The sequence below is a fragment of the Oceanobacillus sp. FSL W7-1293 genome, from assembly GCF_037969815.1.
In the GTDB taxonomy this organism is placed as follows: Bacteria; Bacillota; Bacilli; order Bacillales; family Amphibacillaceae; genus Oceanobacillus; species Oceanobacillus oncorhynchi.
This window is the reverse complement of sequence record NZ_CP150212.1, coordinates 3,618,803-3,640,015: the sequence shown is the minus strand read 5'-3', so window position 1 is coordinate 3,640,015 and position 21,213 is coordinate 3,618,803. Positions and strand designations below refer to the sequence as shown.

21 protein-coding genes are annotated in these 21,213 nt (G+C 40.1%); 19 read left to right on the top strand and 2 right to left on the bottom strand.

What is annotated here, in order from left to right; genetic code table 11:
* Positions 1-32: 32 nt before the first annotated feature.
* The 15 genes from MKY65_RS17790 to MKY65_RS17720 all read left to right on the top strand — a co-directional run bounded on the left by MKY65_RS17790 (position 33) and on the right by MKY65_RS17720 (position 16,090).
* Positions 33-1,184 (top strand): CaiB/BaiF CoA-transferase family protein, encoded by a 1,152-nt coding sequence (locus tag MKY65_RS17790; RefSeq protein WP_339179156.1) that lies wholly within the window; start codon positions 33-35, stop codon positions 1,182-1,184.
* 18 nt (positions 1,185-1,202) lie between these two features.
* On the top strand, positions 1,203-1,730 hold the full coding sequence (locus MKY65_RS17785) for a MaoC family dehydratase (protein WP_042530453.1): 528 nt from the start codon (positions 1,203-1,205) through the stop codon (positions 1,728-1,730).
* 65 nt (positions 1,731-1,795) lie between these two features.
* The gene (locus MKY65_RS17780; RefSeq protein WP_339179154.1) at positions 1,796-2,995 is read left to right on the top strand and encodes an acyl-CoA dehydrogenase family protein; all 1,200 of its coding nucleotides are present in this window, start codon (positions 1,796-1,798) and stop codon (positions 2,993-2,995) included.
* Positions 2,996-3,047: 52 nt separating this feature from the next.
* Positions 3,048-4,397 carry an MmgE/PrpD family protein gene (locus tag MKY65_RS17775; RefSeq protein WP_339179152.1) on the top strand — a complete coding sequence of 450 codons (1,350 nt, stop codon included), beginning with the start codon at positions 3,048-3,050 and terminating at the stop codon, positions 4,395-4,397.
* 65 nt (positions 4,398-4,462) lie between these two features.
* Entirely contained in the window at positions 4,463-5,305 is an 843-nt protein-coding gene (locus MKY65_RS17770; RefSeq protein ID WP_339179151.1) for a fumarate hydratase, read from the top strand.
* A 28-nt stretch (positions 5,306-5,333) separates the two neighbouring features.
* Positions 5,334-5,897 carry a Fe-S-containing hydro-lyase gene (locus MKY65_RS17765; RefSeq protein ID WP_339179150.1) on the top strand — a complete coding sequence of 188 codons (564 nt, stop codon included), beginning with the start codon at positions 5,334-5,336 and terminating at the stop codon, positions 5,895-5,897.
* A gap of 20 nt (positions 5,898-5,917) precedes the next feature.
* Positions 5,918-6,280 carry a VOC family protein gene (locus MKY65_RS17760; protein ID WP_339185294.1) on the top strand — a complete coding sequence of 121 codons (363 nt, stop codon included), beginning with the start codon at positions 5,918-5,920 and terminating at the stop codon, positions 6,278-6,280.
* Between the two features lie 549 nt (positions 6,281-6,829).
* The gene (locus tag MKY65_RS17755; RefSeq protein WP_042530465.1) at positions 6,830-7,855 is read left to right on the top strand and encodes a TAXI family TRAP transporter solute-binding subunit; all 1,026 of its coding nucleotides are present in this window, start codon (positions 6,830-6,832) and stop codon (positions 7,853-7,855) included.
* Positions 7,856-8,171: 316 nt separating this feature from the next.
* The gene (locus MKY65_RS17750) at positions 8,172-10,193 is read left to right on the top strand and encodes a TRAP transporter permease (RefSeq protein ID WP_339179148.1); all 2,022 of its coding nucleotides are present in this window, start codon (positions 8,172-8,174) and stop codon (positions 10,191-10,193) included.
* Positions 10,194-10,298: 105 nt separating this feature from the next.
* Positions 10,299-11,741, top strand: coding sequence for an SLC13 family permease (locus MKY65_RS17745; RefSeq protein ID WP_339179146.1), 1,443 nt, complete (start codon positions 10,299-10,301; stop codon positions 11,739-11,741).
* Positions 11,742-12,264: 523 nt separating this feature from the next.
* A complete protein-coding gene (locus tag MKY65_RS17740; RefSeq protein ID WP_339179143.1) occupies positions 12,265-13,056 on the top strand; it encodes a sirohydrochlorin chelatase in 792 nt (263 codons plus the stop codon).
* The gene (locus tag MKY65_RS17735) at positions 12,974-13,462 is read left to right on the top strand and encodes an NAD(P)-dependent oxidoreductase (RefSeq protein ID WP_339179140.1); all 489 of its coding nucleotides are present in this window, start codon (positions 12,974-12,976) and stop codon (positions 13,460-13,462) included. The genes MKY65_RS17740 and MKY65_RS17735 overlap by 83 nt, the downstream gene beginning before the upstream one ends.
* Complete coding sequence (locus MKY65_RS17730; RefSeq protein WP_339179138.1) at positions 13,459-14,271, top strand: formate/nitrite transporter family protein; 813 nt, start codon at positions 13,459-13,461, stop codon at positions 14,269-14,271. Before MKY65_RS17735 ends, MKY65_RS17730 begins: the two co-directional genes overlap by 4 nt.
* 227 nt (positions 14,272-14,498) lie before the next feature.
* Positions 14,499-15,671, top strand: a complete 1,173-nt coding sequence (tnpB, locus tag MKY65_RS17725; protein WP_339179135.1) for an IS200/IS605 family element RNA-guided endonuclease TnpB — start codon at positions 14,499-14,501, stop codon at positions 15,669-15,671.
* A gap of 83 nt (positions 15,672-15,754) precedes the next feature.
* The gene (locus tag MKY65_RS17720) at positions 15,755-16,090 is read left to right on the top strand and encodes a hypothetical protein (RefSeq protein WP_339179133.1); all 336 of its coding nucleotides are present in this window, start codon (positions 15,755-15,757) and stop codon (positions 16,088-16,090) included.
* A 169-nt stretch (positions 16,091-16,259) separates the two neighbouring features.
* On the opposite strand, the gene MKY65_RS17715 is transcribed toward MKY65_RS17720, so the two are convergent.
* Positions 16,260-16,808 carry a DUF6155 family protein gene (locus MKY65_RS17715; RefSeq protein WP_339179131.1) on the bottom strand — a complete coding sequence of 183 codons (549 nt, stop codon included), beginning with the start codon at positions 16,806-16,808 and terminating at the stop codon, positions 16,260-16,262.
* A 20-nt stretch (positions 16,809-16,828) separates the two neighbouring features.
* Positions 16,829-17,191: a hypothetical protein gene (locus tag MKY65_RS17710; protein ID WP_339179130.1), complete on the bottom strand. Its 363-nt coding sequence runs from the start codon at positions 17,189-17,191 to the stop codon at positions 16,829-16,831.
* Positions 17,192-17,536: 345 nt separating this feature from the next.
* Here MKY65_RS17710 and rfbA point away from each other — a divergent pair, with 345 nt between their 5' ends.
* The 4 genes from rfbA to MKY65_RS17690 are packed head-to-tail and all read left to right on the top strand — an operon-like array spanning position 17,537 to position 21,126.
* Positions 17,537-18,469 carry a glucose-1-phosphate thymidylyltransferase RfbA gene (gene rfbA, locus MKY65_RS17705; protein WP_193063530.1) on the top strand — a complete coding sequence of 311 codons (933 nt, stop codon included), beginning with the start codon at positions 17,537-17,539 and terminating at the stop codon, positions 18,467-18,469.
* On the top strand, positions 18,462-19,490 hold the full coding sequence (rfbB, locus tag MKY65_RS17700; RefSeq protein ID WP_339179125.1) for a dTDP-glucose 4,6-dehydratase: 1,029 nt from the start codon (positions 18,462-18,464) through the stop codon (positions 19,488-19,490). The genes rfbA and rfbB overlap by 8 nt, the downstream gene beginning before the upstream one ends.
* Positions 19,466-20,452 (top strand): glycosyltransferase family 2 protein, encoded by a 987-nt coding sequence (locus tag MKY65_RS17695; RefSeq protein WP_339179123.1) that lies wholly within the window; start codon positions 19,466-19,468, stop codon positions 20,450-20,452. The genes rfbB and MKY65_RS17695 overlap by 25 nt, the downstream gene beginning before the upstream one ends.
* The gene (locus MKY65_RS17690; protein WP_339179121.1) at positions 20,449-21,126 is read left to right on the top strand and encodes a GNAT family protein; all 678 of its coding nucleotides are present in this window, start codon (positions 20,449-20,451) and stop codon (positions 21,124-21,126) included. Before MKY65_RS17695 ends, MKY65_RS17690 begins: the two co-directional genes overlap by 4 nt.
* Positions 21,127-21,213: the final 87 nt, after the last annotated feature.

Below are 21,213 nucleotides of genomic sequence, written 5' to 3'. Positions count from 1 at the left end.
GAACGAATGTATTTGAAATGGGGGAGAAGGATATGTTGCCATTAGAAGGAATCACCGTTGTTGCTTTAGAGCAGGCAATAGCCGCTCCATTTGCTACGAGGCAATTGGCAGATTTAGGAGCGAGGGTTATTAAAATAGAAAGACCGGATGTCGGGGACTTTGCCAGGGGCTATGATTCTACGGTGAATGGAATGTCCAGCCATTTTGTTTGGTGCAACCGTTCAAAAGAGTCAATGGAGCTTGATTTGAAATCAGATGAAGGAAAAGAGATACTTGGCAGTTTAATAGAAAAAGCGGATGTATTGATTCAAAATTTAGCTCCTGGAGCAATTGAAAGAATGGGCTTTGCACCGGAAGAGTTAACTGCGAAGCATCCCGAATTGATTGTGTGCAGTATATCAGGATATGGAAAAGGCGGTACTTATGAACAGAAGAAAGCATACGATCTCTTGGTTCAATGTGAGGCGGGACTTGTTTCAATAACTGGCAGTGAAGAAACACCGTCAAAAGCGGGGATTTCAATCGCGGATATTGCTGCTGGAATGTATGCCTATACGGGCGTTCTGACAGCTTTATTTAATCGGATGAAAACAGGAAAAGGAACTGTTATGGAGGTATCGATGCTTGAAGCACTTGGCGAGTGGATGGGCTATCCTGCTTATTATGCGGCATATGGCGGAAAAGAGCCTCAACGGTCCGGAGCCAGCCACGCAACGATTTATCCGTATGGACCATTTCTATGTGGAGATAACAAAACTGTATTTATCGGATTACAAAATGAAAGAGAATGGAAGCGCTTTTGCGAGTTTGTTTTAGAAGATTCCGCTTTAAGTGAAGACGCTAGATTTATTACAAATACGGATCGGTCAACAAACAAAGACGAATTAAAACAGATTATTGAAGCAAAGTTTGAAGCATTTACATCCGATCAAATTATTGAAAGGGTAGAAGAGGCCAAAATAGCCAATGCACGGTTAAATACGATGAAGGATTTCTTCGCGCATCCACAGCTGACAGCACGCAAGCGTTGGAAGCAGGTCCAGACACCGCAAGGAGAAATTGCTGCACTAAAACCGCCGGTGACTATGGCTGGAATAGATTATGTGATGAATCCGATACCAGACCTTGGCGAGCATACCGAAGCTATTTTAGAAGAGCTGGGATTGGCACAATCAAAAATATAATAAAATGGAGGAATAACAATGAGTGTAAAGGAAGGCTGGAAAGGCAGATTTTATGAGGATTTTGAAGTAGGAGATATTTATTCGCATCCATTAGGAAGAACGGTAACAAAAACAGATAATATTTATATGACCTTATTGACACAGAATACAAACCCGATTCATTTTGATGATTATTATTCGGAGCAGACTGAATTTGGAAAACCGCTAGTCGATTCTACATTTACCATAGCTTTGGTAACAGGACAGTCTGTGACGGATCTCTCCCAGAATGCCATGGCAAACTTAGGCTGGGATGAAGTTCGTCTGCCTAATCCGGTGTTTGAGGGAGATACGATTTATTCCTATTCGGAAGTGCAGGATAAACGTGAATCGAAATCCCGGCCCAATGTTGGCATTGTCAATGTTAAAACAAGCGGTTATAACCAAAGGGGAGAAGTTGTGATTACATTTAAACGAACATTTATGATTTATAAAAAGGATTCTGCCCCGACAAGAGAGAATAAATTATTGGAACAGGTACTGGAAAAAGAACTGCAAAACAAATAGTAAGTATGGAGAAATAGAACAGCTGCGTTTCGATAGTCTGTAAAAGTATAAAGGAGATGTTCGGAATGATTGATGCAAAACAAACAGGTAAGCCGATTCAATTGAATGAAACAGAACGACAAGAATTAAGAGAATCTGTACGTGAATTATGCGAATCTTTCGGAAACGATTATTGGAGAAAATTAGATGTCCCTCATGAATATCCGCATGAATTTGTAGATGCCTTAACCAAAGAAGGCTATTTATCCGTATTGATTCCTCAGGAGTATGGCGGAAAAGGATATGGGATTGCTGAAGCAACCATTATTTTGGAAGAAATCCATCGGGCAGGCGGGCATGCAGCTGCTTGCCATGCGCAGATGTATACGATGGGAGCATTATTAAGACATGGAAGCCCGGATCAGAAGGAAAGATACTTGCCTGGAATTGCCAAAGGAGAACTTCGGTTACAGGCTTTTTCCATAACTGAGCCGGAAGCAGGATCGAATACGACCGGAATCAAAACCTTCGCTGAAAAAACAGAGGACGGCTACGTGATTACGGGCCATAAAAACTGGACCAGCCGTGTTTTACAATCTGATTTAATACTCGTATTAGCCAGAACAACGCCACTCGAGCAGGTAGATAAAAAATCAAATGGAATCAGCCTCTTTTTAGTCGATTTACGTGAAGTCAGAGAAAATCAGCCCGATTCCTTTGTCGTTGAACCTGTGCGTACCATGTTCAACTACGCTACCAATAAGGTATGGTATAAGGAGATGAAGGTTCCGCATGACTGTATTATCGGGGAAGAAGGAAAAGGTTTTAAATACGTACTTGACGGGATGAATGCAGAACGAATTCTGCTTGCTGCAGAAACGATTGGAGACGGTTACTTTTTCATTGATAAAGCGGTAGATTATGCAAACGAACGGGAAGTCTTTGACAGAAAAATCGGCCAGAATCAGGGTGTTCAATTTCCGATTGCACGTGCCTATGCATCTATTAAAGCAGCTGATCTCCTGCGTTATGAAGCTGCAGAAAAATTTGATTCTGGCGAAGTCTGCGGAGAAGAAGCCAATATGGCAAAGCTCTTGTCCAGTGAAGCAAGCTGGGAAGCAGCAAATGTTTGCATCAATACATTCGGAGGAAATGGTTTTGTTGATGAATATGATGTCGAGCGTAAATTCAGGGAGACGCGGATGTATCAGGTAGCCCCGGTGAACAATAATCTGATTCTCGCTTACCTTGGACAGCATGTGCTTGGAATGCCGAGGTCATATTAACCCCTTTTTTTGAATAGTAAGTGTGATAAATAAAAAGTAGGAGGTTATTCCTGTGGGATTAAGCGAAAAACTTGCAGACTATATTATTGATACAGATTATGAGGATTTGCCAAAGGAAGTGGTTGAATTTACCAAGCTATGCATCATAGATTACTTTTCGTCTGCGATTGCAGGAGCAAGCCAATATCCCGTGCAAAAAATCGATGAATTGGTAAAAGAACTTGGAGGAACGCCTCAGGCTTCTTTAATAACAGGTGGGGAAACATCAGTAACGCATGCAGCATTATTGAACGGAGCGGCAAGTCACATCATGGAGCAGGACGATATTCATAAAGCCTCTATTATTCATGCAGCTACAGTTGTCATCCCGTCTGCATTAGCAGTAGCGGAATGGAAAAATCTTTCTGGCAAAGATGTTATTGAATCTATCGTGATAGGCTATGAAGTATGCTACCGGATTGGGGAAGCGGTTACCCCGTCACATTATTATTACTGGCATAATACCGCAACGTGCGGGACATTTGGCGCAGCAGCGGCGGCAGCCAAATTACTGGGATTAGATAAAAAGCAAATTATTTATGCGCTTGGGAGTGCAGGAACACAGGCTGCCGGTTTATGGGAATTTATAGAGGATGGAGCGATGTCAAAGCAGCTGCATCCAGGGAAAGCTGCAATGAATGGTGTCATCAGTGCGCTTTTGGGAGAAAAAAACTTTACTGGAGCTAGTCAGATTTTAGAAGGGAAACGCGGTTTTTTTGAAGCGATGAGTGAGGAATATACCCTTTCAAACGTAACAGAGAGGCTGGGAGAGGAATTTAAAATCTTAGAAAACTCCTTTAAGGTCCATGCTTCCTGCAGGCACACACATCATGTGATGGATTTAATGATAGGTTTGGCTAAAGAACGGCATATTCGTTTGGAGGATGTGGAGAGTATCCGTGTCAAAACATATCAGGTAGCCATCGATATTACAGATAATCCTGAACCAGATACGATATATGCTTCTAAATTCAGCATGCAATTCTGTACAGCTTTAAGTTTGCTGAAGGGTAAGGGAAGTGTTGATACGTTTAATGAAGACGCCCTTTGGGATGAAGCGGTTCGTGCTCTGATGCAGCGTATCGAGGTAAGCGTAGATGAGGATATTCAAAATCATTATCCTGAAAAATGGGGAGCTATCGCAGAAGTGAATTTAACCTCTGGAGAAAGGATTCAAAAGGAAATCGACTTTCCAAAAGGAGATCCGGAGAATAAATTATCTGTAGATGAGATTCTAGAGAAATTTCGGTCCCTGACAACGGATTTAACAGAGAACGAGCAGCATGTTCTATCCACTAACCTATTACAATTAGAGAATGCTAAATCGATAGAGCATCTATTTGAATTCGCAAAAGTGAAATAAATCCATTAAAAAGGACAGCGAAATGATGCGAAACCGGATTGAAAATAAAAAGGAGTGGCTTGCTCTTGAGACAAATTCATTACCAAGAGATTGTTGATCGTGTAAAAGAGCTCTGTCAGGAAGCAAATTATGATTTAGGGCAGGATGTTATCCAGGCGTTTGAGCAAGCAGTTCAAACAGAATTCTCAGATATAGGTAAAGGTGTGCTGACACAATTAATTGAAAATGCCAATATTGCCAGTGAAAATCGCGTTCCAATGTGTCAGGACACGGGTGTTTCCGTATTTATTGTAAAGCTTGGACAGGATTGTCATATTGCAGGCGGCAGCTTATATCAGGCAATTAATGAAGGGGTTAAACAAGGGTATGAAGAGGGGTACTTGCGGTATTCGATTGTGGATGACCCTTTAAGCAGAAAAAATACGGGAGACAATACACCTGCTGTGATTCATATTGAATTAACAGAAGGAGACAAATTAGAAATTCAAATGACTGCTAAAGGCGGCGGAGCAGAAAATATGAGTGCACTTAAAATGCTTACACCAAGTGATGGGCTGGAGGGAGTAAAAAACTTTATCCTGGATACGGTAAAGCATGCCGGGCCGAATGCTTGCCCGCCTTTAGTGGTAGGGATTGGCATCGGCGGAAATTTTGAAAGCTGTGCGTATCTGGCTAAAAAGTCTTTATTTAAACCAGTTGGAGAACGGCATACGGAGAGAGAAATTGCTCAATTGGAAGAAGAATTAATTCAATCGATTAATGCATTAGGAATTGGACCTCAGGGGTTAGGCGGTAATACAACGACATTAGATGTAAAGATTGAAACAGCCCCCTGTCATATTGCTGCTTTGCCAGTCGCTGTTAATTTAAATTGTCATGCAAGCAGACATAAGCATTTGGTTATCTGATTCGTTATTTTTACTTAGGAGGGAGCGTATGGTTCCGAAAAAAATACGTGTGCCATTTCAAGATGAAACAATCATCCAATCACTGCAGGCCGGGGATCAGGTATTGCTGACCGGCACCATTTTTACTGCGAGAGATGCTGCACATAAACGGATGGCAGAGCAATTGGAGAAGGGAGAAAAACTTCCTATAGATTTAACCAACCAAGTTATTTACTATGTTGGCCCGACTCCGGCACGAGAGGGAGAAGTTATTGGATCGGCCGGGCCGACAACCAGCAGCAGGATGGATAAGTATACACCATCTCTGCTTGAAAAAGGATTAAAAGGAATGGTTGGAAAGGGTTACCGCAGTCAGGAAGTGATAGATGCCATTTCTGCTAATCAGGCTGTTTACTTTGCCGCGATAGGCGGATCAGGAGCTTTATTAGCCCAGCGCATCCGAGCTGTTGAATTAGTAGCATATGAAGACTTAGGTACGGAAGCAATCCGGAAATTAGAAGTAGAAGATTTCCCTTGTATGGTTATTAATGATGCAGAGGGAAGGGATTGGTATAAGGAATCACAAGCTGCATTTAAAAGCAGTGCCGATTAATCTGATGTTGATTAGCTCACCTGGTGCTGACTGTAAAGGATATTGATAAAACCAGTACATTTTACAGTCAGGTTCTAGGAATGAAAGTTATTACATTTGGAGAGGGAAGAAAAGCACTACGTTTTGGGGGACAGAAAATAAATCTGCATGAAGCTGGTAAAGAATTTGAACCAAAAGCAAAAACACCTATGCCTGGCTCGGCTGATTTATGTTTTATCACCGACGTGCCGGTTTCAGATGTGATGAAGCATTTAGAGAGTTATGAAGTGATCGTTGAAGAAGGTCCGGTAAAAAGAACAGGAGCTTTAGGAGCGATAACTTCTTCTTACATTCGAGATCCGGATAATAATTTAATAGAGATTTCGAATTATATAACCGAATGATTGAAATGGTCCATGAATTGATATGTAAAAGAAATTGATTTTAATTTCATGAAAGGATGAAGGCATATCAAACGGTGCTATAATAAGATTTTCAAGTTAAGTTAATAAAAACAAATAATTCTAAAAATAGTTTACAAAATAGTTATTATGCTCTACAATTAATTGTATCCAGTTCTACAATATCCCGAAAATATTTCCTGTAATAATGTAAGCGCTTTATATTATCAACTCTATTTTATGTATGAATAAAGGGGGAAATTAATAGAATACCATTTGAATGATGAAGAATGTTGAAATGTTTTAAGAGGTTAATCAAAAAGTCCTGTTGCCTGCGGACAATTTTTTGAACATGCAGTTTAAGTAAAGGATGCTTTCTTAGAGACCGCCATCTGATTCTTAAGATTTTCTAGAACTGGATTTCAAAGCGGAACGAAATAAATTGGAAAATTTATTTCGCAGTACATTGGAGTTAGCTGATAATGAAGAAGTATGACAGCCAGAGTTCTGGGTTTTTTGACAGAATATTTAAAAATATAAGGGGGATTTTTTATGAAAGGTTTGAAAAAGCTATATCTATTCGCATTTATATTAGGACTTATATTTTTAGCGGCATGTGGGGATGAAGAAGCAAGCGGTGAGGACAATGGAGAATTTGAAGAAAAAGATTATCCATCAACAGTTACCATTGGGACAGCCTCACAAGGCGGAACCTATTATATTTGGGGAGGCGGCTTAGCTACATTGCTGGAAAATCATCTGGATGTTACATCAAATGTGGAAGTGACAGGCGGACCAGTACACAATATTCAACTTTTGGATGTAGATGATGTTCAGCTTGGCATGGTTACAACCGGTCCATTGTTTGAAGGATATTATAATGAGGGAGACTGGGCTGAAAAAGAATATGATGATATCCGTGTTATCTTCCCAATGTACGATACACCATTCCATTGGTGGTCCAGTGCGGATTCAGACGTCACAAGCATTACAGAACATGAAGGAGAGCGGGTCGGTATAGGCCCTTCCGGCGGTACACCAGGCACATATAATCCATTGATTTATGATGCGCTGGGCATTGAAACAGGTGAACAGGTTGCAGCAGGAGCAAGTGATTTAGCATCTCAAATGCTTGACGGGCAGTTAGATCATATTGGTTTTTCAGCAGGAATGCCAATAGCTGCGGTAACAGAGGTAGAAACACAGATGGATATTAACATTTATGGTATCGATGGGGAAGAACGTGAAACAGTAAAAGAAGCACTGCCTTATTTCGAGGATTTTGTCATTCCAGCCGGTACGTACGATTCCTTGGATAGCGATGAGGAGACAATAGCTCAATTTAACTTTGGTGTTGTTCAAAAAGATGCGAATGAGGAATTTGTCTATGATTTGGTAAAAGCATATCATGAAAATATTGATCAAATGATTTCTACTCACGCATCTGCTCAAGAATCTGAAGATCCTGAAACAATTCTGCGAAATGAAGAGTATCCGATGCATCCTGGAGCAATTCGCTATTATGAGGAGATTGGTATTGAACTTCCAGAAGCTGTTTATCCGCCTGAGTGGGAATAAATACGGGCGAGGAAAAATAAGATATGAATTTTATTTATTGACACAATGATAACTAGCCTTTGTTATAGCAAATCTTAAACACGCTTTTATTGTAATAAGGTCTAAAACAATGATGAATTGAATGAAAGCGTTTTATCAGAAGGATTAATTCGCTTAAATGAAACAGTGGGAGCAGGGTATTTCATATACATGAGGGGATGGTGGGGCTACCAAGTCCCGCCTATATCCCTGCTCAATAGATAATATCCATTTGAATAAAAAGCTATCATAAAGTTTCAATATTATCATTTCGGCGTGTTAACAAGGAGGGCAATACATGTCAAAAGAGAAAAACCAAAAAAATTGGAATAAAGAAGGTGAAAAGCAGGTAGACAAGAAAGAGGAAATCGAAAACAAAAAAATAGATACCACGCTTGGAGAAGATGAAATAGAAACTTCTGAGCAGATAAGAAATCTATCTGGATTTGTCCGCTATCTATTTTTGACTATTGCTGTTATTGGAGCACTTTATCATTTATATATACTTAATTTTAATCCAATTGATCCTTGGGTATTCCGCAGCACGCATCTGGCTTTTGGCACCGTACTTGCTTTATTGCTTTACAAAGGCTGGAAGACAAAGTCAAATAAAGTGGCTATTATTGATTGGCTGCTGATTGCAGTTGCTATTTTTGTAGCTTTATATATTTATATTAATCTGAGTCAGCTTGTTTTCCGTTTTGGTGTAGCGCCTACTACGATGGACTTCATTGTTGCGCTTCTTGGTTTATTGTTAGTTTTAGAAATCACTCGCCGGGCAAGCGGCTGGATTTTACCTATATTGGCATTTGTTTTTATTCTTTACTGTTTTGCTGGGCCATATCTGCCAGGTATTTTAAATCATAATGGTTATTCAGTAGAAAGATTTGTAACGTATGTTTATGGACTGGACGGCGTATTTGGGGTAACGACAGATGTATCCTCTAAATATATTATTCTGTTTATTATATTTGGAGCGTTTTTACAAATGTCCGGTGTTGGTCAATATTTTATTGATGTAGCTTTTAGAATAGCCGGCGGACTTAGAGGCGGACCGGCAAAAGTAGCCGTTGTTTCCTCTGGTCTAATGGGAATGATTAACGGGACCTCGGCAGGTAATGTGGTTGCAACTGGTTCCTTGACCATACCGCTGATGCGGAAAACTGGATACCGTCCTATGTTTGCCGCAGCTACAGAAGCAACCGCATCTTCAGGCGGTCAACTGCTGCCGCCGATTATGGGAGCCGGAGCATTTTTGATGGCGGAAATTACTGGAATACCTTATTCTAGTATTATTATAGCAGCAACCATACCGGCGATTTTATATTTTGTGTCTGTTTATTTTATGGTAGATTTCCAGGCTGTGAAAAGTGGAATGGTTGGGTTATCTCGAGACCAGCTGCCTAACATGAAAAAATTAATGAAGAAATTCTATCTATTTACACCAGTAGTGTTACTTATTTTTCTATTAGTTAATGGATTTTCTGTTATTTACGCAGGTACTGTTGGAATCGTGGCTTGTTTTATTCTAAGCTTATTCAGTAAGGAAACAAGAATGGGCCTGATGAAGATCTTAGAAGCATTGGAATTAGGCATGAAAAATGCTATTCAACTGATTGCCATTGTAGCTACCGCCGGGATTATTGTGGGTGTCATTGCCTTAACCGGCGTTGGTCAGCGTTTTAGCTCGATGCTGCTCACAATTGCAGATAATAATCTTATTATTGCATTAGTTTTTGCCATGGCCATTTCGATTATTCTTGGTATGGGAATGCCGACAACGGCCGCTTACGCTGTTGCCGCTTCTGTTATCGCTCCGGGATTGGTGAATCTGGGGATTGAACCAATTATTGCTCATATGTTTGTTTTCTATTACGCTGTTATTTCTGCCATTACACCTCCAGTAGCGTTGGCAGCATTTGCGGCGGCAGGTATATCGGGAACAGATCCGATGAAAACAAGTGTCGAAGCATTTAAAATTGGACTTGCAGCTTTTATTGTGCCATTTATGTTCTTTTTCAGTCCAGAATTATTGCTGGAAAGCGGGACAACGGGCGCAATCATCTTAGCGGTCATTACAGCATTGATAGGAGTATATTTATTATCTGCTGCTGTACAAGGCTGGTTTTTTGGGAAAAAAGCAAGCTGGTATAGCAGAATTATTCTATTAGGTGCTGCCATCATGTTTATGCTTTCCGGAATTCAAACGGATGTGATTGGGATTATTCTTACCATTGTATTAATAGGAATTCAAAAATATATTAATAAATCCGAGCCGCCCCAGGCTGTGGTACAGGAAGATGTCAGTGCATCGTCCTGACAAACAATGAGGAACCCCGTGCTGTCATGGTACGGGGTTCCTGTTAAAATAGTTTTTAGCTCATTGAGATAGGAAAAATTAAAATGATAAAAGAAGGCTGCTCTTATGTTATTCAGGAAAAAAACGAACCAACCAAGAGGTCGAATCCATGTAAATGGAAAAATTATAACGTTTTTACTATCTACGATTATTTTTATCGGCTTATTGATTTTTTTGCCGGCAGAGATTCCCTGGTCTGCAAAAGCTACAATCAGCATCATGGTGTATGGAATTTTGTTATGGGCTTTTGAGTCCCTTCCGCTTGGAATGACATCTGTTCTTACCATGGTATTATTGCTATTTTTACACGCTGTCTCCATTGATGTTGTCTTAAGCGGCTTTGGGTCTCCGGCAGTATTTTTAATTGTGGCTGGCATGATGATTGCCAAAGGAGTAAATGAAACTTCTTTGATGGACAGGATTACTTACATATTGCTGGCTAAGTGGGGAGCATCTGCTAAAGGGATTTTTATGGGCTTGTTTTTACTTATGCAAATCCAGGCTTTTTTTATACCTGCAACTGCAGTACGCGCCTCGCTGATGGTTCCAGTTGTTCTGTCTATTTTGAAATCTGTAGGTGCGAAAAAGGGGAGCAACTTTAGCAAGCTGATGCTGGTAGGAACAGCTTATGCAGGGAATGTCAGCGGGACAGCCATTTTAACAGCAGCTATCGGGAATATTTTGACCATTGAAATTTTACAATTATATACAGGGCGCACCCTATCGTATTTAGACTGGCTGTTATATGCTTTTCCGATATGGATTTTATTAATTATCGTTATTCCGTATATTGTTTGGAAATGCTACCCGCCTGAAAATTTTTCTTTTGAAACCTTATCTAACCAAATGAAAGAGAAAAAGAAGGAATTAGGGAGCATAAACGGTGCAGAACTGAAATGTATGATTATCCTGTTGGTAACAGTTATTCTCTGGATGACAGAGCCGCTCCATGGCTATCATCCTACCGTCCCGGCTTTAATGGCAGTCGTTTTAATGGCAATGCCTAAAATAGGTTTTGTAGAATGGCGAAAGCTGGTCGGTGTCAATTTTGATTTAGTTCTATTAATTGGAGCAACGCTCTCTTTAGGTTTCGCCTTAATTGAATCCGGAGCCATTGAAATCCTGGAGGTGCTGATTACCTCGGAACAAATCGTAAATATATTTGCGAATCCATGGCTTGCGATACTTATCGTTATTTTAATATCGCAGATTTACCATTTAGGGGTTACGAATGTATCAACAGCGGTAGTTACATTACTTCCTGTGCTTATCAGTCTGTCATTTCAGGCAAATCTTGACCCGGTAGTGATTGCTTTTACTTCTGCACTAACCATTTTATTCGGATATGTGTTAATTGTAGAAACGATGCCCAACGTTGTCGTGCACGGAACCGGAATGATAAATCAACAGGACTTTTACCTGCCTGGTTTATTATCCACGCTTGCCAGCACGCTCATAACGCTTCTTGTTGCTTTTACGTGGTGGAAATGGCTGGGGTTTTGGCCTTAAATGTTCCTGTATGAGAATGTATTTATTATCCGCAAAGAGATGATTTGCATTGTATTTCGGCAGGGAAGAAATGCTTCTTTCCTGCCGAATATATGAAACACGATGTTAAACATATCTGTGTCCCGGAAATCAGAATGAAGCATCTTGCTTGTTTGGCAGCTGGCATTTTCCGCTGATTCACCCAACATTACTAAACCGGACACAAACTGTTCAAAAAATCAACGCAATTCAAAAATAGAATGTGCTACACTAACGGTGAGGGAGTTATTCTCTGGAAAGAAAAACTGGAAGGTATCTTTTTTTTAACTACATTTGTGAATTTATTCACAAATAATTTTACAGATTTAACAATGTATAAAGAATGTAAGGAATAAGCGAAATGATCTTGGCGGGACGTGTAATCGCGGCTAAAAAGCAGGTTGATAAATGTGAGAATATTAGAATACATGATGTAACAAGGATTCTATAAAATTGGAGAAGCGGATACAGCCAAAAATAAATCGAATAAATGGGAGGGATACACATGTTTGATGCAGTGGTTTATATTGGTCATGGAAGCCGTTGTGAAGAAGGAGAAGCTCAGTTTAAGAGATTTATTGAATCTGTGAAGGAGGAGGTTGCTTCTCCAAACCAGGAAATAGCTTTTTTGGAATTAACCGCTCCGACCATTGCAGAGACAATGGAAAAGTTAATTGCTGATGGGGCAAAGCGGTTTTTGATTGTGCCTGTTCTTCTTTTTTCAGCAATTCAACACCAATTAGATATTCCGGAGGAGCTGCGTGCGGTTCAAAGGAAATATCCCTTTATTTCGTTTGAAATCTCGGAGCCGTTTGGAGCACATCCATATATGGTTGATCTTGTGGTGAAACGTATCGGAACTGAAAAAAATGAAAAGGATACGGCAATTATGCTGGTTGGCGGCGGGAGCAGTCATCTCAGGCCTATTCAAGAGCTGCAGCAGATTGGAAAGAGCGTTGAGCAGAAATTGGATATTCCGGTGTATACAGCATTCCTGCAGCTGGGGAAACCCAGTCTGGAAGAAACATTGGAATTTCTTCCTTATCGATATAAAAAAGTTTATGTGATGCCATATTTGTTATTTACTGGTCTGCAGCTTGAAAAAATAGAACAGATTGTTTTCTCTTCAAAGGATACTTTTGTTATTTGCCCAAACTTAGAATTTGATGAGCTGATGAAAAAAACGTTAATCAAGCGAATGGAGGAAGCGTGTGATGGAGAAGATGTATCCGGTGATGATGAACCTCGACAGAAAAAGGGTGGCAATTATCGGGGGCGGGGAGACAGCTCTGCGTAAGGCAAAAGAACTGGCAGGAACAGGAGCTAAAATCACCGTAATCAGTCCGGGGATACGAGAGGAGCTATTTAAAATGCATGATGTGGTGTGGAAGCAGAAAAAATTTGAAGCACAAGATATAAAAAATGCACATCTCATTTTTGCGGCAACGGATAATCAAGCAGTCAACGCGTATGTTTGCCGATGTGCGGCAGATAACCAGTGGGTCCATGATACAAGTCAAAATGAGCTATCTAATTTTATTGCTTTAGCAGGGCTTAGTCAGGAAAAATTGACTGTGGCACTTTCAACATCTGACGCCGGCCTGGTACTTACCAAAGAGTTGAAAGAGGAGCTGGAAAAACAGGATAGAAGTAAGTCTGAGAATGCGATAGAATGGGATGCAAAGAGGAGGAACAAAAAATGATGGAGACCATAACCACTTTCAGTAACACAGCTGTTTCCAAGGTAAAACAATTGAATCATAGTAAAAGCAAGTATCTCATCATGACAATGCTGGCAGGATTTTTTGTCGGTCTAGGAATTATTTTAATTTTTACTATCGGCGGGATGCTTGCTCCGACAGAGTTTGCCGGAACATCGATTGTCATGGGTGTTTCCTTTGGGATTGCTTTGAGTCTGGTCATTATGGCTGGGTCTGACTTGTTTACGGGAAATAATATGATAATGACAATTGGTTTTTTAACAAAGAAAACAAGGGTTTTAGATGTGCTGCGGATATGGGTATTCAGTTATTTTGGCAACTTTGCCGGGTCTATTGTTGTAGCTGGATTATTCTTTTATTCGGGATTGGCTACGGGAGGAACAGCTGATTTCATTATTTCCTCTGCAAGCGCCAAGATGAGCGGACCATTTATGGAGCTGTTTGTTCGCGGGATTCTCTGCAATATTCTGGTCTGTCTGGCCGTCTGGTGCTCTGTTAAGTTAAAGGATGAAACAGCAAAGCTCATCATGATTTTCTGGTGTTTATTCGCTTTTATCACATCTGGATTTGAGCATAGTGTGGCCAATATGACCGTGCTGTCAACTGCTTTAATGATTCCGCATCCGGAAACAATTACTTTTGCAGGTCTTGCTGCTAACCTGATTCCGGTATCTCTGGGGAATATTGTCGGCGGAGCTGTTTTCATTGGTGCAGCGTATTGGTATGGAATAACGGAGAAAAAATCAACTTTGCAGTCAGCTGCGGATAAGAAATATAAGAGGGAAGCATAGATGTTGAATAAAAGGTATGATGCTCTTTGAGAGATGGGCGTCATGCCTTTTATTTATCAAAAAAAGGAGAGAAAACTCCCTCTTCAAGCGCGTAGAGGTAAGGGGGAGATGAATCTCCTATGCACAAAAGATTGCTTAGGAGTGTCTCACTTGTTCAATATAAAATCGAACAAGTGTTCCAAAATCATCCTTCTTCTGATATAATAGACAGGAGGAGGTAAGAAGCCATGAAAGTAAAAAAAGCATTTCGTTTTCGTATCTATCCGAACAAAAAACAAATCACCTTCATTCATAAGACAATCGGCTGCTCCCGCTTTGTCTACAACTATTTTACAGGAAAACAAAAAGAAAAAGACCACTATTGGCATACGGTGAATGAAATGGTACAAAATGGACAGCTTCTTCAAAATAATTGGAAAGGCGAATTTTTCAATAAAAATAAAGCGATCAAAGCGGTTCCAGAATTGAAGAAAAACTATCCCTTCCTCAAAGAAGTCGATAGTATTGCCCTTCAAAAAGCGGTGGAAAATGTGAATGATTCCTATACGCGCTATTATAAGAAGCGGAATAAGGCACCTCGTTTTAAATCAAAAAAGAATCCTGTTCAATCGTATACCACGAAACATGTCAATGGAAACATTGCGGTATTGGATAAACATATCAAACTGCCTAAGCTCGGATTGGTTCGTTTTGCCAAAAGTCGGGAAGTGGAAGGACGTATTATCAATGCAACGATCCGGCGCAATCCTTCTGGTAAGTACTTTGTTTCGATTGTAGCGGAAACGGAAGTTGCATACGATGAAAAGACAGGTTCCTCTGTAGGCATCGATGTCGGAATAACCGATTTTGCAACCCTTTCTGATGGAACGGTGTATGAAAATCCAAGGTTTTTCCGGACATTAGAAGAGAAATTGGCAAAAGCGCAAGTGATTCTGTCCAGAAGACAAACAGACTCAGCAAATTGGCAGAAACAAAAACGAAAAGTAGCTCGGCTTCACGAAAAAATTGTGAATAAAAGAAAAGACATGTTAGATAAAATCTCCACCGAGATAGTCAAAAACCACGATATTATCGGGATAGAAGATTTGTCTGTGATAAACATGTTGAAAAATCATAATCTTGCAAAAGCGATTAGCGATGTATCCTGGTCAACGTTCCGAACGATGCTGGAATATAAAGCGGCCTGGTATGGAAAGCAGGTTGTTGTAGTTTCGAAAAGCTATCCATCCAGTCAGTTATGTTCTCATTGTGGACACCAAAACAAAGACGTTAAAAACCTCGCTTTGCGTGCATGGACGTGTGATAGCTGTCAATGCCATCACCAAAGAGATAGGAACGCCAGCAGGAATCTTCGTAAAGAAGCATTACGATTAACCGCAGGAACTGCGGGGCTAGCCTAATCCATAACTGACCAATGGGTTGGTGTTCTTAGGAATCTCCTACTTCAAGCAGCCTATAAGGTTGATAAGTGGGGGTAGTTCAATTGGATCAATTTCTTTGGATAGAAGCATTGACTCAAGAAACCTCCGAAGCAACGAAATATTTTAATCAATGGTTTGAGTTTGGTACATCGCCAAAAGACTTTACATCAGAAACACCAGCTTTTGAAGCCTTGAATAATTTGCTGAGAGACCAGCCCAATGTGATTAAAAAGCAGTATCAGCACCGGTTGACAGAGCAATTTGCACCGATTGATATGGGGATTTATACAATAGAACAGGTTTTAATACGGACGATTTTTCATGAAGGCATGCATTTGCAGGCGATGATGGATATTAGGAAATGTATCGCAAAAGAGAAAGATAGCGTTCAACGATAGGCAGGTAAATGTAATACAAAGAGACGCAGCTTATGTGTACAATCCATAGGCTGCGTCTTTTTCTATCCATCTATAATAATGAAGGGAGGTATGGCAATTAATTCTAATATAAAACCACATTTTATCACGGAGAACCGTCCGTAAAACGCTCGTTGAGTGAAGTTTCGATTTATGAATTTAACCAGTTGATAGAATTGTAGCTATCTGCCAGATTATCGTGGTAGCCCCATCCAATACCGTTGGCGTTTTCTACAATGTTAAATAATCTGGGCTGCAGCTGTTTAAAAAGCTGCTCATCTTTCTCACAAGCAGCAATGACTCGATCATACATGGAATTCATACTATCATAAAATCTCTCGTCAATATCTCCATAGGTATTGGTGAATAAAGTGCCAATTTCAACATAATAAACCATTAATTCGATTGTTTTTCTCTCATCGTTTGTGAGTTTCTTAAAGCGGGATATGGCTTTTTTGGCATGGGATAGCCGCATTTTTCCAAACCCTCTGTCAGGAAAGAATTCATTGTTAATTTCCTGCTGTGCTTTTTCAAATAATGCTTGTATCTCCTCATCCCCGCCGTATTTAACTGATAAATATTCAGCTGCATCACTATTTAGCTTATATAACTCCGTAATTATTTGAATAAGTTCTTTTTCATCACACGTACGCAGGTGCTTTTTTAATTCTGGAATCTTCAGCTGCTTTGTTTTAGTCATGTACAAACTCCTCCCTCTTCTTATTTTGATTGTTTCATATAATGTGTTGAATATAATTTTTCCATATGCGGGTTTCCTGTTTTAGAGAATCGTAATGTCTTTTTTGCTCCTTTTCCCCACGATTGATAGACAGTCGTGGAAGGCTTTAACTGGTTCTCTTTAGCAATTTTTTTAAGGGTTTGAAGCAAATGATTCAATTTCCCCAGATTAAGAGAAATGACTTTTTCCAAATAAGGAATCCGTTTAAAGCGCCAATCCTCAGCTTGTTTCTTTGATAATTTCTCCATTTTCATCAAAACATCGATTGAACTGACATAACCTTTCTCTGTAAGTAACTCAGAGGCATATTTGTATATGTTTTTCTCTAATTGCTGTCTGTTCATTTAAAATCTTCCTTACTTTATCTATTTCTATTCTAGCTATTACTCTAACAGATTTCTGTTTGTAATAGTGCGTTTTAAATTATTCGCATACACATTTTTAGCAAACATAGAGATGGTTTATTATATTAAAAACAGGCACCTGCGATAAAATAAATCCGCATCATTTCCTGTTTCTATACAATTGTGGCAATTTCATGGTAAATCTGCAACAGCTTTTCTATTCACGAAATAAATTTGAAACAAGAATGTAAGTTTACAAAACGGTCTTTAAAGGAATAATGTAGATAATAACAAGACCTATGTTTTAAAAACAATAAAAATAAATTTTGATGGAGGGTGTGTATCATGAAAGGAATTATTCTGGCTGGAGGAAGTGGAACACGTCTGTCTCCGAGTACAGATAGTATGAATAAGCACCTGCTGCCTGTTTATGACAAACCGATGATTTATTATCCGTTATCTGTCTTGATGCTGGGTGGTATTAAAGAAGTGATGATTATTAGTACACCAGAAGATATCGCTCGTTTCGAGACATTACTGGGAGACGGATCGGCATTAGGTATTCAAATCGTCTATAAAGAACAGGCTGAACCAAAAGGAATTCCTGAAGCTTTTATTCTTGCTGAAGAATTCATCGGGAAGGATAATGTTACGCTGATTCTTGCGGATAATATTTTCTATGGCCAAGGGTTTACCACCTTATTGCGGAATGCGATAAAGAACCATCAGCATGCGACTGTATTTGGATATCGGGTTAAAGACCCCGAGCGCTTTGGTGTGGTTGAATTTGATCATCATCAAAAAGCAATTTCGATTGAGGAAAAACCAGATGATCCAAAATCAGACTTTGCCGTAACAGGTCTGTATATATATGATTCCAGAGCAGTGAAGATTGCTAAAAAGCTCAAACCTTCAGAACGAGGGGAATTAGAAATTACCGACTTAAATAAAGAATATTTAAAATGGAATCAGCTTCATGTAGAGCTGTTAGGCAGAGGCTTTGCGTGGATGGATACAGGCACCCAGGAGTCGTTGTTTGATGCAGCGGAATTTATCAAAACGACCCAGCAGCGCCAAGGATTTAAAATTGCCTGCCTGGAAGAGATTGCTTTCTATCTGGGATATATATCAAGAGATGTATTATATGAAAAAGGAAAGTCGATGGAAAAAACCGATTATGGGCAATATTTAATAGAAATTGCCAATCGCAAGCATAGCCAGCAATACTGGGATACCATCGACCATCATCCGATGTTAGGACTGGTTGAAAATGAGTAGGGCTATCTTAATTACTGGCGGAGCTGGCTTTATCGGCTCCAACTTCATCCACTATTACCAGCAGAAATATCCTGATCAGCAATTGATTAATGTAGATAAGCTAACCTATGCCGGCTCTTTAGCTAATTTAACTGAAGCCGAGAATAATGAAAATCATCAGTTTATTCATGGCGATATTGCAGATATGAAAACCGTAGCAGCGATTTTCAAAGAGTATGATATTGAAGGGGTTATTCATTTTGCTGCAGAATCCCATGTAGACCGTTCGATTCATGATGCGAGCCCGTTCATCGATACAAATGTCGTTGGTACGTTGAATCTTTTGCAGGCGGCGAGAGCAGATTGGGAGGAAAAAGGAGAGCTTGGTGAGCGCAGATTTCATCACATATCCACGGATGAAATTTATGGCTCATTAGGTGAATCTGGAAAATTTACAGAGGACACGCCCTATGACCCAAGAAATCCATACAGCGCATCGAAAGCTGGAGCGAACTTTTTAGTAAAAAGCTTTGGCCACACGTATGGGATGAATGTGATTATTTCCTCCTGCTCGAATAATTATGGACCAAGACAGCATGATGAGAAGCTTCTGCCTACGATTATCCGGCAGGCTTTGGCAAATGAGCCGATACCGATTTACGGGGATGGGAAGAACATCCGTGACTGGCTATTTGTTGAGGACCACTGCCGAGCAATCGATATGATTTATCATCAGGGTAAAACGATGGAAACCTATAATGTCGGCGGAAATAATGAACAGGAAAATATCACCATCACCAATGCCGTTTGTTATTTATTAGACGAGCAAAGACCAGATTTACTGCAAAAGTATCAATTAGCGCATTTTTCTGATTTGATTACCTTTGTGACAGATCGAAAAGGACATGATAAGAGGTACGCCATTGATGCAAGTAAAATTCAAAGGGAACTAGGCTGGCAGCCGCAAGTTGATTTAGAGGATGGACTGAGAAAAACCGTAGAATGGTATGTAGCAAAATGGAAAACAAACGTACCGATTTGATTTCAGTTGTTGTCCCGGTCTATGGCTGTGAACGCTGCCTTGTCGAGCTCGCACAACGCATTATTCAAACTATCCAGTCCATTCCAGCAGATTATGAAATCATTATGGTAAATGATGCGAGCCCGGACCATGCCTGGGAAACAATGCTTAAGCTTCATCAGAAAGATAAAAAAATAAAAGGAATTAATTTGTCCCGTAATTTTGGACAGCATCATGCTATCACGGCAGGACTTGATTTTACATCAGGAGATTGGGTAGTAGTGATGGATTGTGATCTGCAGGATCGCCCGGAAGAAATTGCTTCGCTGTACGAACGGGCCCAGGATGGCTATGATGTTGTCTTTGCGCAGCGTGCACAAAGACAGGATAAGAGTGTAAAAAAACTTACGTCGAAAGCTTTTTATAAAGTCTATGATTATTTTACCGGGAAGAAGACAGATGCAACAATCGCCAATTTCAGCATTTCCCGAAAAAAAGTAGTGGAAAGCTTTCGTAAGCTGCGCGAGCAAAATCGTTATTTCCCTTTCTTTATTCAATGGATGGGATATCAGCAAACAAAAATAGAAGTACAGCATGATGCCAGAAAAGAAGGAAAGTCCTCCTATCAATTGAAAAAATTATTTGCTTTAGCAACAGATGCGATTGTTTCCCAATCGAATAAACCGCTCCGGCTTTCGATTGGTGTAGGTTTTCTGATGGCATTCGCTTCGTTTATCTATGCGCTATATTTATTTTTCCGCTATTTCTTTTTGGATGAGCCTGTTCAAGGCTGGACCAGTGTGATGGTGTCCATCTTTTTTATTGGCGGTTTACTATTCTTTCAGCTTGGAATTATTGGTCTCTACCTTGGGAAAATTTTCAACGAAGCGAAGAACCGCCCAATTTATTTAATTAAGGACATAAAAGGGGAAATCAAAAAAAATGAAACGTTAGAAGTGAAACAGGGAGGAAGAGGAAAATGAGTGAATATTTAAAGCCGACGCCTTGGGACAGCCGGAATTTCCCGCTTGATACCTTTCAATTAACCGAATATAATGAAGCTGCGCTGCAGGCTGCAGCAGATGTCGAGGGGCATTTTACCGTTAAAGTAGACCCACTGGCTGATAAGGCATTGCTTCACAAATATGGTTTTTATTATGCAGATACATTAATGGAGCCCTATTGTTACCGCAATAAATTTTTAGAAGAAGAAGCTGGAGATGTTACCTTCCATGAAAATTATGAAGCAGATGATATTTTAACGATTGCCGAAGAAGCATTTCAAGGCGGCAGGTATCACCGTGATTTTCATGTCCCGAATGAAATGGCCGATCTCCGCTACCGAAATTGGGTAAAGGACTTGATTGATCAGAAGCTGATTCTTGCTTATAAGCAGGATGGCCGTGTGAAAGGATTCTTTGCTTATCAGGAAGAAAATGTCTTGCTGTTAGCAATGCATAAGGACATTCGCGGCCAGGGGTTTGCTAAACCTTTTACAGCTGCATGTGTCAAGGAGCAATTTGAACGTACTGGCAGGGAGCAGCTGGTTACATCAATTTCACCCAGCAATCCGGCGTCATTAAATGTTTTCATCGGCTTAGGATTCCGGTTACGGGCGGGGAAGGATATTTATCATAAGGTGAACGGTTCCTTCTAAATAAAGGTTGTTCACACTATTAAACACATATCCATTTATTTCGTATCGCGGTTGAAGTACACAAAGGAACGTCAGGGGGAGAGAGGT